The 11,612-nt window shown below is 73.4% G+C and carries 10 protein-coding genes and 1 riboswitch; of the genes, 6 read left to right on the forward strand and 4 right to left on the reverse strand.

The genetic code is table 11. The features are described from left to right. Window positions 1–117: 117 nt before the first annotated feature. A riboswitch (cobalamin riboswitch) is annotated at window positions 118–334 on the forward strand. Window positions 335–469: 135 nt separating this feature from the next. From Q2K19_RS09960 to Q2K19_RS09975, 4 genes are all read left to right on the forward strand, one after another. After that, window positions 470–2,815 (forward strand): ribonucleoside-diphosphate reductase subunit alpha, encoded by a 2,346-nt coding sequence (locus tag Q2K19_RS09960; protein ID WP_302769754.1) that lies wholly within the window; start codon window positions 470–472, stop codon window positions 2,813–2,815. A 2-nt stretch (window positions 2,816–2,817) separates the two neighbouring features. Then, window positions 2,818–3,813 carry a ribonucleotide-diphosphate reductase subunit beta gene (locus tag Q2K19_RS09965; RefSeq protein ID WP_302772392.1) on the forward strand — a complete coding sequence of 332 codons (996 nt, stop codon included), beginning with the start codon at window positions 2,818–2,820 and terminating at the stop codon, window positions 3,811–3,813. A 93-nt stretch (window positions 3,814–3,906) separates the two neighbouring features. Then, window positions 3,907–4,233, forward strand: a complete 327-nt coding sequence (locus Q2K19_RS09970) for a hypothetical protein (protein ID WP_302769756.1) — start codon at window positions 3,907–3,909, stop codon at window positions 4,231–4,233. Window positions 4,234–4,450: 217 nt separating this feature from the next. Then, window positions 4,451–5,254 (forward strand): crotonase/enoyl-CoA hydratase family protein, encoded by an 804-nt coding sequence (locus Q2K19_RS09975; protein WP_302769758.1) that lies wholly within the window; start codon window positions 4,451–4,453, stop codon window positions 5,252–5,254. Here Q2K19_RS09975 and Q2K19_RS09980 read toward each other — a convergent pair. From Q2K19_RS09980 to Q2K19_RS09990, 3 genes are read right to left on the reverse strand one after another with little or no spacing between them, the layout of a single operon-like run. Beyond that, a complete protein-coding gene (locus Q2K19_RS09980) occupies window positions 5,247–6,140 on the reverse strand; it encodes a hypothetical protein (protein ID WP_302769760.1) in 894 nt (297 codons plus the stop codon). The two genes, Q2K19_RS09975 and Q2K19_RS09980, sit on opposite strands and share 8 nt — an antisense overlap. A 6-nt stretch (window positions 6,141–6,146) precedes the next feature. Continuing rightward, entirely contained in the window at window positions 6,147–6,665 is a 519-nt protein-coding gene (locus Q2K19_RS09985; RefSeq protein WP_302769762.1) for a SigE family RNA polymerase sigma factor, read from the reverse strand. A gap of 52 nt (window positions 6,666–6,717) precedes the next feature. Then, window positions 6,718–8,202 carry a dihydrolipoyl dehydrogenase family protein gene (locus tag Q2K19_RS09990; RefSeq protein WP_302769764.1) on the reverse strand — a complete coding sequence of 495 codons (1,485 nt, stop codon included), beginning with the start codon at window positions 8,200–8,202 and terminating at the stop codon, window positions 6,718–6,720. Between the two features lie 92 nt (window positions 8,203–8,294). Between Q2K19_RS09990 and Q2K19_RS09995 the strand changes: the two genes are divergently transcribed. Further along, the gene (locus tag Q2K19_RS09995; RefSeq protein WP_302769767.1) at window positions 8,295–9,395 is read left to right on the forward strand and encodes a serine hydrolase domain-containing protein; all 1,101 of its coding nucleotides are present in this window, start codon (window positions 8,295–8,297) and stop codon (window positions 9,393–9,395) included. Between the two features lie 55 nt (window positions 9,396–9,450). Here Q2K19_RS09995 and Q2K19_RS10000 read toward each other — a convergent pair whose 3' ends face one another. Continuing rightward, window positions 9,451–10,377, reverse strand: a complete 927-nt coding sequence (locus tag Q2K19_RS10000) for a phytoene/squalene synthase family protein (RefSeq protein ID WP_302769769.1) — start codon at window positions 10,375–10,377, stop codon at window positions 9,451–9,453. 64 nt (window positions 10,378–10,441) lie between these two features. Between Q2K19_RS10000 and Q2K19_RS10005 the strand changes: the two genes are divergently transcribed. Continuing rightward, window positions 10,442–11,596, forward strand: a complete 1,155-nt coding sequence (locus Q2K19_RS10005) for a polyprenyl synthetase family protein (protein WP_302769771.1) — start codon at window positions 10,442–10,444, stop codon at window positions 11,594–11,596. Window positions 11,597–11,612 lie beyond the last annotated feature (16 nt).

The raw sequence follows: 11,612 nt of genomic DNA on the forward strand, positions 1-11,612 counted from the left end.
CGGGTGACGGGTACAGAGCACGCCGGTCACCCGATCGAGGGTCACAACCCGACACGCCCACATCATCTGGTGTTCTGGCTTTTCCGTCACCACTACATCTAGGATCACTCGTACTGCTGGTTCGACCTCATGGTCGGCCAGGCGCGGCGCCCGCCAGGTGCCGCGCCGAACAGGGAACCCGGTGCGAATCCGGGACTGCCCCGCAGCGGTGAGCGGGAACGACCGCCGTCATCAGCACTGGGCCCGACGGGGCCTGGGAAGCGACGGCCAGTAGGCAAGCGCGGAGACGCGCCGGCCCGCGAGTCCGAAGACCTGCCAGCAGGGCGTGCCGTCCGGCGCGCGTACCACCTCGAGGCCTCGCGGGAGGGCCGCCGAGCCGTACGGAGCATCGCCGGCACACCGACCGGCGGCGGTCCGGCGTGCCGTCGCGCCCTCCCGGGCGGTCCACATCGACCACTCAGGGGAGCACATGACGGCGGCATCCACCCTCGCCCCGCCCGCGGCGGAAGCACTGCGGGAACTGTTGCACCGGCACCACCACGACCTGCCCGACACCGACCCGGACCGGATCCTGGCCCTGGTCGAGTCGGGGCGTACCGCCCGGGCCGACCAGGCCGAACTGATTGAGCTGGCGATCGCGGCGGCGGCCGGCCTGACCGCCGAGGAACCCGCGTACGCGAAGCTCGCCGCGCGGCTGCTCGCCGGGCGGATCGCGGACGAGACGGCCGCGCAGGGCATCGACAGTTTCAGCGACAGCGTCGCCGCCGCGTACGCGGAAGGGCTGCTGGACCCCGGATTCGCCGGCTTCGTCGCGGCGCACGCCGACGCCCTCGACGGCCTCGTCGACCACGCCCACGACGACACGTTCGAGTATTTCGGCCTGCGCACGCTGTACGACCGTTACCTGCTGCGCCACCCCGGCGGCCGGGCGGTGCTGGAACGGCCGCAGCACTTCTGGCTGCGGGTGGCCGCCGGCCTGTCGGACACCGTCGAGGAGGCCGGCGAGCTGTACCGGGCGATGGCCGGGCTGGCCTACCTGCCCAGCTCGCCGACGCTGTTCAACGCCGGCGCCCGGCACCAGCAGCTCTCCTCCTGCTTCCTGGTCGACTCGCCCCGGGACGAGCTGGAGTCGATCTACGAGCGCTACACGCAGGTGGCGAAGCTGTCCAAGTTCGCCGGGGGGATCGGCATCTCGTGGTCCCGGGTGCGCTCGCGGGGGTCGCTGATCCGGGGCACCAACGGCCGGTCCAACGGCATCGTGCCCTGGCTGCGCACGCTGGACGCCAGCGTGGCGGCGGTCAACCAGGGCGGCCGGCGCAAGGGCGCGGCCTGCGTGTACCTGGACACCTGGCACGCCGACATCGAGGAGTTCCTGGAGCTGCGGGACAACACCGGCGACGACGCCCGGCGTACGCACAACCTCAACCTGGCCAACTGGGTGCCGGACGAGTTCATGCGCCGGGTCGAGGCGGACGCCGACTGGTCGCTCTTCGACCCGAAGGAGGTGCCGGAACTGGTCGACCTCTGGGGTGACGAGTTCGACGCCGCGTACCGGGCGGCGGAGGCGGCCGGCCGGGAGGTACGGACCCTGCCGGCGCGCACCCTGTACGCGCGGATGATGCGGACCCTGGCGCAGACCGGCAACGGCTGGATGACCTTCCGGGACGCGGCGAACCGGACCTGCAACCAGGTCGGCAACGGTGGCGGGGTGTTGCACCACTCCAACCTGTGCACCGAGATCCTCGAGGTGACCAGCGACGACGAGACCGCCGTCTGCACCCTCGGCTCGATCAACCTGGCCGCCCACCTGCTGCGCCCCGGCGGGCCGGGGGCCGCCGCGGGCGTGGACTTCGCGGCGCTGGCGCGGACCGTACGCCTCGCGGTCGGCGCGCTGGACCGGGCGATCGACCGGAACTGGTTCCCGACCGAGCAGGCGGCCACCGCACACCGGCGGTGGCGACCCCTCGGTCTCGGCGTGATGGGGCTGGCCGACGTGTTCGCCGCGCTGCGGCTGCCCTTCGACTCCCCGGCGGCGCTGGCGCTCTCCACCCGGATCGCCGAGGAGATCGCTCTGGCCGCGTACGACGCCTCGGCGGACCTGGCGGCGGCCCGCGGGGCGCACCCGGCGTACCCGCTGACCCGGGCGGCCGGCGGGGTGCTGCACCCGGACCACTGGCCGGACGCCCGGCCCGCCCGGCCGGACGCCTGGGCGGCGCTCCGTGAGAAGATCGCCCGGCACGGGCTGCGCAACTCGCTGCTGGTGGCGATCGCCCCGACGGCGACGATCGCCTCGATCGCCGGCTGCGCCGAGTGCGTGGAGCCGCTGGTCTCCAACGTCTTCAAGCGGGAGACCCTGTCCGGGGAGTTCCTCCAGGTCAACCGGTACCTGGTCGCCGACCTGAAGCGGCTGGGCCGGTGGACGCCGCAGACCCGGGGCGCGATCAAGCGAGCGGACGGCTCGGTGCAGGACCTGGACCTGCCGGCGGAGCTGAAGGCGTTGTACCGCACCGCCTGGGAGCTGCCACAGAAGGCGCTGATCGACCTGGCCGCCGCGCGGGCGCCCTACGTCGACCAGTCGCAGTCGCTCAACCTGTTCCAGGCCGCCCCGACCATCGGCCGGCTCTCCTCGATGTACGCGTACGCCTGGCGGGCCGGCTTGAAGACCACCTACTACCTGCGCTCCCGCCCCGCCACCCGGATCGCCCAGACCACCGTGGCGGCCGAGAAGGTCCCCCTGGTCACCCTGTCCGTCAGCGACGGCGACGCGGTCGCCTGCTCCCTGGAGAACCCGGAAGTCTGCGAGGCCTGCCAGTGACGATGCTGCTCGACCCCGGCATGGACCTGACCCTGCGACCGATGCGCTACCCGGACTTCTACGAGCGGTTCCGGGCCGCCATCCGCAATACCTGGACCGTGGAGGAGGTGGACCTGGCCTCCGACGTACCCGATCTGGCGAAGCTCTCGGCCGGCGAGCGGCACCTGGTCCACCGGCTGGTGGCGTTCTTCGCCACCGGCGACTCGATCGTGGCGAACAACCTGGTGCTCAACCTCTATCAGCACGTCAACGCGCCGGAGGCGCGGCTGTACCTCTCCCGCCAGCTCTACGAGGAGGCGGTGCACGTGCAGTTCTATCTGACCCTGCTGGACACCTACCTGCCGGACCACGCCGAGCGGGCGAAGGCGTTCGCGGCGATCGAGCACATCCCGTCGATCCGCGACAAGGCGGAGTTCTGTTTCCGGTGGATCGACTCGATCGGGGAACTGCACCGGCTGGAGACCCGGGCGGAGCGCCGCGGGTTCCTGCTCAATCTGATCTGCTTCGCCGCCTGCGTGGAGGGACTCTTCTTCTACGGCGCCTTCGCGTACGTCTACTGGCTGCGCTCGCGCGGCCTGCTGTCCGGCCTGGCCACCGGCACCAACTGGGTGTTCCGCGACGAGTCGATGCACATGGAGTTCGCCTTCACCGTGGTGGACACCGTCCGGGCCGAGGAGCCCGAGCTCTTCGACGTCGCCATGGCGGAGCAGGTCCGGCAGATGCTGGACGAGGCGGTCACGGCGGAGCTGGCCTTCGCCCGCGACCTCTGCGGTGACGGCCTGCCGGGCATGAACACCGCCGACATGCGGCGTTACCTGGAGTACGTGGCGGACGCCCGGCTCGCCCGGCTCGGGCTTGCACCGGCGTACGGGTCGACCAACCCGTTCCCGTTCATGGAGTTGCAGGACGTGCAGGAACTGACCAACTTCTTCGAGCGGCGGGTGTCGGCGTACCAGGTGGCGGTCGGCGGCGCGGTCAGTCTGGACGACGAGTTCTGAGCGACGGGTGGTCCGGGTCCGCACCGCACGGACCCGGACCACCCGGTACGTACTGCCCGGCCGTCACTTGACCGCCCGTCGAATCATGGCGGGATGAGCGTGTTCGACGACGGAACGGTGCTGGGGCTCCTCCGCCTGCTGATCGTGGTCCTGAGCCTCTTCCTGATCGGAGTCGGCATCCGGACCGCCGTGACACGTCAGGTCCCGCCGCTCTGGCTCCGCTTCGCGCGTCCGGGCCGGACGGCGCGCACCCAGCCCGTCCGGATCGGTGGTGGCGTCGCGCTGGTCGGTGCGAGTCTCCTGCTCCAGCAGGTGCCGTTCCTGATCCAGATGCCCCACGCGCTCGCCGGCACGCTGCTCATGGTGGCGCTGGCCCTCGTGATCACCGCAATGGGATGGCTCCTCCTGCGCCGGGACTGACCCACCGCCTGGCCCGCCGCCAAGGACCTCGCCGTGGTTGATCCGTCCAGGTCATCAAGTTCGTAGTCTCTCCGCACGAGTCACCAGAGCAGGACCGGGAGCGACGCCGTGCATGACGACGACGAGGCACCGCCCGCCGCTGGGCGGAGGCCGGTGGCTGGCCCCGCAGAGGCGGGAAGCCTGGCGCGGCGGCCACCGTCGAGGGCATGCTGACCCGATGGGGGTACGCGTCGAGCACGCCGGACCGGTGACCACGGTGATCCTGGACCGGCCGGAGGCCCGCAACGCCGTCGACGGCCCGACCGCCCGGGCCCTGGCGGACGCCTTCCGCGCCTTCGAGGCCGACCCGGACGCGGCGGTCGCCGTGCTCTGGGGCGCCGGTGGCACGTTCTGCGCGGGCGCCGACCTCAAGGCCATCGGTACGCCGCGCGGCAACCGGGTCGAGCCGGAGGGCGACGGCCCGATGGGTCCGACCCGGATGCGGCTGTCCAAGCCGGTCATCGCCGCGATCTCCGGGTACGCCGTGGCCGGCGGCTTGGAGCTGGCGCTCTGGTGCGACCTGCGGGTGGCCGAGTCGGACGCCACGCTGGGGGTGTTCTGCCGGCGGTGGGGCGTACCCCTGATCGACGGCGGGACGGTCCGCCTGCCCCGGCTGATCGGCGAGAGCCGGGCCATGGACCTGATCCTCACCGGCCGCCCGGTCCCCGCCGCCGAGGCGTACGCGATGGGTCTGGTGAACCGGCTGGTGGCGCCGGGTGAGGCCCGGGCGGCGGCCGAGCGGCTCGCCGCGGAGATCGCCCGCCACCCGCAGACCTGCCTGCGCAACGACCGGGCGGCGCTGCTCGCCAACGCCGGCCTGCCAGAGCCGGAGGCGATGGCCACCGAACTGGCCTTCGGCATGGAGTCGCTGATCACGGACGCGATGAAGGGAGCGGCCCGGTTCACCGCCGGCGCGGGCCGGCACGGTGCCGCCCCGGAGGACGACACCGCGCGCGCCGAGGCGAGGGAGAGGTCTACCTGACGACCTCGGCGTGGGCCGGCGGCTCGACCTTTACCGGCAGGCCGTAGTCGGAGAAGGCCATGGTCACCTGGACGCTCGTCGGCGGACCGGTCTGTCCGTCCTTGTTCCAGACGAGGGTGACTTCGTAGTCCAGTTTGGCGATCCGGTCGTCGGCGTCGAGCGTCACGTCACCCACGACCTTCTCGCGCCCCAGCGGGGCGCCGGCATCGAAGCCGGCGGCCTTGCCGGTGGGCTCGACGCTGAAGTGATAGGCCCGCTGGCCGGTCTTGGTGACCGTCGCGCCGTTCTCCTTCAGCACCTGGAACAGCCCGTCCTGGCCCGAGGAAGCACCCAGGGCGCCGCCCATCGCCACGTCGAAGGGCAGGAAATCCCGCTTGCCCGGGTACCGCTTCCAGGGCATCTTCCGGTTGCCGTCGGCTCCGCCGACGTAGTACACCCCGTCGACCAGCCGGTCCTCCTGGAAGCTCAGCCCATCCGGGAACGGCGTGCGCAGGTAGCCGCTGGCCGTTGCCGGGTCGAATGCGCCCGTCGTGGTCTCCGACCAGTTCGGATCGACCTGGACGGCCCTGCGCACCGTGACCCGGTAGCTGGTGTTCTCGCTCGCGGCGACGGCGGCGGCCAGCTCCATCCGTGGGGACGCGACTGCCGGCGAGGACGCCTCGGCGACGACGGCCGGGCGGTCTGGCGTCGGCCGGTGGACCAGCGTGGCCGTACCGACCGTGCCGAGCGCGAGCACGGCGAGGGTGCCGCTGACGAGGGTGCCGGTCCGACGGCGGCGGGCCCGGCGGCCCCGCTCCAGCAGCATGCCGGCCGGCGCGGCCGAGTCCGGCTCGCCGTCGACGAGGGCGTGCAGCCGGCTGGCGAGTCGCTCATCGAGGTTGGTCATGCGAGGTCACCTGCTTCCCGTGTAGGAGGGCTGTTGCAAGAGGTGGCGGAGCTTGTCCAGGGCCCGGGAGTGCTGGCTCTTGACCGTGCCGACGGAGCAGCCCAGCAGCCGGGCCACCTCCCGCTCCGGCAGGTCCTCGTAGTGGCGCAGCACCACCACCGCGCGCTGCCTCGGCGGCAACGCGCGGAGCGCCCGACGCAGCCCGACGGCGTCGTGGTCGGGATCGGCCTGCGGCGCGGCCCGGTCGGGGACCTCGGCGACGAGGTTCTCCCGCCGGCGCCGCCGCCAGAACGAGGTGTGGTTGTTCACCAGTGCCCGGCGAAGGTAGGCGTGCAGGTCGTCGCTGTGGGACAACCTGCGCCACCGCTCGTACATCCGGACCAGGCTGTCCTGGAGCAGCTCCTCGGCCCGCCACCGGTCCCCGGCCAGGAGCATGGCCAGCCGGATGTGGCGGCGCCAGGCCTCCTCGACGAAGGCCACGTACGCGGCGTCCGCCGTCGACAGTCGCGTGTTCTGGTCGGTCACGCCCCTACCACGCACCGACCTTCCGAAAGGTTGTCCGGCCCGGGCCGGACGATCACTTCAGACTGCGCAGCGCGTCCTCGATGGCGCGGTGGAAGGTCGGGTACGCGTAGATCATGTGCCGGAGCTGGCTGATCGGGACGGCCGCGTGCACCGCCACCACCAGCGCCGCCAGCACCTCGCCACCGGCCGGGCCGACCGAGGTGGCGCCGACCAGCACGCCCTGGTCGGCGTCGGCGATCAGTTTGATGAAGCCCGCGTTACCCGCCTTGTGGATCCAGCCCCGGGCGGACGCGGTCAGGTCGGCGTACCCGATCTGGAGGTTGATGCCGCGGTCGCGGGCCTGCTGCTCGGTGAGGCCGACCGCGCCCACCTCGGGGTCCGTGAAGGTGACCCGGGGCAGCGCCCGGTAGTCGGCGATGGGGACGCTGCCGGCGGCGGCGGACGGCCCGCCGGCGCTCATCGCCCCGCCGACCGCGCTGACCACCCCGGCCGCGCCGCCGACCACGCTGGCGGTGCCGCTGGCGTCCGGGCCGCCCTGGGTGCGCCGCATGTGGTCGAGCACGTCGGCGACGACGATGCCCGCCTGGTACATGGCGATGTGGGTGAACGCGCCCTCGCCGGTGAGGTCGCCGACCGCCCAGATCCCCTCGGTGACGTGCATCCGCTCGTTCACCGGCAGGTAGCGCTGCCCGGCGTCCAAATCGACCGTGTCCAGGCCCAGCTCCTCCAGGTGCGCCCGGCGGCCGGTCACCACCAGCAGCTGCGCACCGGTGTACGCGGCGCCGTCGGCGTGCACGGTGAAGGTGGCACCGTCGTGGCTGACCCGCTGGGCGCGCACCCCGGTCTCGATGGTCACTCCGTCGGCGCGCAGCGCCGTCGCGGCGATCTCGGCGGCCTCCGGCTCCTCGACGGCGAGCACCCGGTCGGCCGCCTCGATCACGGTCACCCGGACGCCGAACCGGGCGAAAACCTGGGCCAGCTCCAACCCGATCGCCCCGCCGCCGAGCACCAGCAGCGTCTCCGGCAGCTCCTCGACCTCGATCGCCTCGTGGTTGGTCCAGTACGGGGTGTCGGCCAGCCCGTCGATCGGCGGGACGGAGGGGCGGGTGCCGGTGCCGAGCACGATCCCGAACCGGGCCTGGAAGACCTGGTCGCCGACGCGTACCCGGCCCGGGCCGTCGAGCCGGCCGCTGCCCCGGACGAACCGGCCGCCCTTGCCGGTGAAGCGGTCCACCGCCACCGTGTCGTCCCAGGTGTCGGTGGCCTCCTCGCGGATCCGCTTCGCCACCGGCGCCCAGTCGGGCCGCACCTCGGCCGAGCCGGCCAGCTCGTTGACCCGGTGCGCCTCGGCCAGCGCGTTGGCCGCCCGGATCATCATCTTGCTGGGAACGCAGCCCCAGTACGGGCATTCGCCGCCGACCAGGTCCCGCTCGATCCCCACGACGGTGAGGCCGGCCTCGGCGAGCCGCCCGGCCACCTCCTCGCCGCCGACCCCGAGCCCGACCACGACCACGTCCACCAGTTCCGGCTCCGCCATCCCGTCAGCATTCCGCACCGCCGGGTCGTCGGCCACCAGACCGGGCCGGAATTCCCGCGCCGGTAATCCTCGGGACCGCCTACCGTGGCCGGATGCACGCGCGCTTCGCCCCGGTCCGGGACTGCTTCCACGACCTCTTCGCCGCTGGCCGGGAGACCGGCGCGGCGCTGACGATCTGGTACGACGGCACGCCCGTGGTCGACCTGGCCGGCGGCTCCCGCGCGGCCGTGCCGCCCGGGAGCGCGGTTCCGGCGGCCGGGGCCGACCAGCCGTGGCGACCGGACACCCTGGTCAACGTCTATTCGGTGGGCAAGCCGGTGGCGGCGCTCTGCCTGCTCGCGCTGGTCGACCGGGGACGGGTCGACCTGGACGCGCCGGTGTCCGCGTACTGGCCGGAGTTCCGCACCCCGGCCACCGTGCGGCAGGTGCTCAGCCACACCGCCGGGCTGCCGGCGTTCCCGGTGCCCCGGCCCGCCGAGGCGGTCGCCGACTGGGGGCTGCTCTGCGCCGACCTGGCCGCCGCCGAGCCCGAGTGGGCGCCGGGGTCCGTCGCGGGCGAGCACGCCTGGACGTACGGGCATCTGGTGGGCGAGCTGGTCCGCCGGGTGGACGGGCGGCCGGTGGGGCGGTTCCTGGCCGAAGAGATCGCCGGGCCGTGGCGCCTCGACCTGGCCTTCGGGCTGGCCGCGGCGGACCAGCGGCGCTGCGCCGACCTGTCGTACGAGGATCCCGGCTGGCCGATTCGGATGCTTGGCGATCCGGGCTCGCTGCGGGCCCGGGCGCTCGGCAACCCGGCCGGCGGACTGGACCTGGCGGTGCTGAACGGCCCACGGTGGCGGTCCGCCGAGATGCCGGCGGTGAACCTGCACGCCACCGCCGCGGCCCTGGCCCGCCTGTACGCGGGCCTGCTGGCCGGCGGCACCCTCGACGGGGTGCGGCTGTTCAGCCCGGAGCTGGTCGCCGAGGCGACCCGGGTGCAGTACGACGGGCCGGACCTGGTGCTGGACCGGCGGGCGTACTGGACGTTGGGCATGCAGTGGGAGCCGGACGGGAGCTGGGGCATGGGCGGGATCGGCGGGAGCAGCGCCTGGGCCGACCCGGACCGCGGCTACACCTTCGCGTACGCGACCGCCCGCCTCGCCGACCACGACCGCGTCGAGGACCTGGTCGAGGCCCTCCACTCCTGCCTCTGACTGGTTAGGAGGGGGCCCCGGTACAACGCCAGGCGTTAACCGGGGCCCCTTCCTTTCAGGCCACCAGGGCCGGCTGGGGCGCGGGGCCGGGGAGCGGTACCGGCGTGCCGGTCGGGGTCAGGAGGGCTCGCGCGGCCACTGCCACCCGCCGCCGCTGCGGTACCAGGGCCCGCCGCACGAAGACGTCGTAGCCCTGGGCGGCCACCTCGTCGAGGATCCCGCCGTAGAGCGCGTACGCGGTGCGCATGCAGGCCTGTGAGGCGGGGACGAGCAGCGGGATGCCCGGCGCGGCGGCCAGGTAGTGGGCCTGGGCGCGGGTCACCTCGTACTCGATCAGGGCGCGGATGTTCGGGGTGGCGCGGCCGGCGGCCCGGGCGGCGAGCAGGTCGGCCCGGCTGACGTCGAACCGAGCCAGGTCCTCGTCCGGCAGGTAGGTGCGGCCCCGGTCCAGGTCCTCGGCGACGTCCCGGATGAAGTTGGTGAGCTGGAACGCGAAGCCGAGCTGCCGGGCCGGCTCCCGGGCGGCGGCCGGGTCGGAGCTGCCCAGGATCGGCAGCATCATGGTGCCGATCACGGCCGCCGAACCCTCCATGTAGTCGAGCAGGTCGTCGTAGGTCGGGTACGACGCGACCGTCAGATCCATCGCCATGCTGCGCAGGAACGCCGCGAAGTCGGCGCGGTCCAGGTCGAAGACGGCAATGGTGTGCAGCACGGCGGGGAGCAGCGGGTCGTCGGTCCGCTCCCCGTGCAGGCCGGCCAGGAAACGGTCGGACCACTGCCGGAGCCGGACGGCCCGCTCGGCGGGCGGCCGGTCCTCGGTCCGGTCGACGATCTCGTCGGCGTACCGGGTGAAGCCGTAGAGGGCGTGCACGTGCCGCCGTTTCCACCCGGGCAGCAGCCGGGTGGCGAGATAGTAGGTGCGGCCGTGACGTCGGTGCAGGTCGCGGCAGCGGTCGTAGGCAGCGGTGAGATCGGTGTCCACCGACCCTCCTCCCATTCGACGCAGCAATCGACGCAACTCGTAACCCTAAGGTACGCTCGCGCCCATGGCCAACGACGCCGCTACGGGTAACGCGCTCCGGGTCGCGCCGGCACAGCCGGGAGCGACCGGCGATCCGGTCGACGGCGTGCTGGCCGCGTTCACGATGGACCTGGTGCGGGCCGTCGACGAGACCCTGGTGGCGTTCCTCACCACCGAGGTGGACTCGCTCACCGAGATCGACGCGGCGATGGGCGGCTTCGCCGCGACGGCACGCGACTGCGTGCTGGCCGGCGGCAAGCGGGTCCGCCCGACGTTCGCGTACTGGGGATGGCGCGGGCTGACCGGCGGCGATCAGCCGCTCGCCGGGGTGCTGCCGGCGCTCGCCGCGCTGGAACTGCTGCACACCTTCGCGCTGGTGCACGACGACGTGATGGACGCCTCCGACACCCGACGGGGCCGGCCCACCGCGCACCGGGCCGCCGCCGCCCGACACCGGGCCGCCGGGCTCACCGGCGACCCGGACCGGTACGGCGAGACCGTGGCCGTGTTGATCGGCGACCTCTGCGTGGTCTGGGCCGACCGGCTGATGGCGCACGCGACGGTGCCCCCGGACCGCCTGCTCGACGTCCGGCGCTGCTACGACCAGATGCGGGTCGAGACCGTCGCCGGGCAGTTCCTCGACGTGCTCGGCGAGCACGACGCGGCGAACTGGTCGGTGGACCGGGCGCTGCGGGTGGCCCGCTACAAGACCGCCAGCTACACCGTCCAGCGCCCGCTGCTCTTCGGCGCCGCGCTGGCCGGGGCGGCTGCGGAGTCGCCGCTGATCGCCGCGTACACCCGCTACGGCCTGGCCGTCGGCGAGGCGTTCCAGCTTTGCGACGACCTCCTCGGCGTCTACGGGGACCCGACCACCACCGGCAAGCCGGCCGGGGACGACCTGCGGACCGGCAAGCCGACCGCGCTGCTCATGCTGGCCCGGCAGCTCGCCACCCCGGCCCAGCGCCGGGCGCTCGACCGGGCCGGCCCGGTCACCGGGGCCGGCGAGGTGGCCTGGCTGGCCGAGCTGGTCCGCGACACCGGGGCGGTGACCCGGGTCGAGCGGATGATCGCCGACCGGGTGACCGAGGCGCTGCGCGCGCTCGACACCGCGCCGATCGACGAAACCGCCCGCACCGCGTTGACGGGTCTCGCCACCGCCGCCACCACCCGACCGGCATGATGGGCAACTTCGTGAG

The sequence above is a fragment of the Micromonospora sp. NBRC 110009 genome (assembly GCF_030518795.1).
GTDB lineage: Bacteria > Actinomycetota > Actinomycetes > Mycobacteriales > Micromonosporaceae > Micromonospora.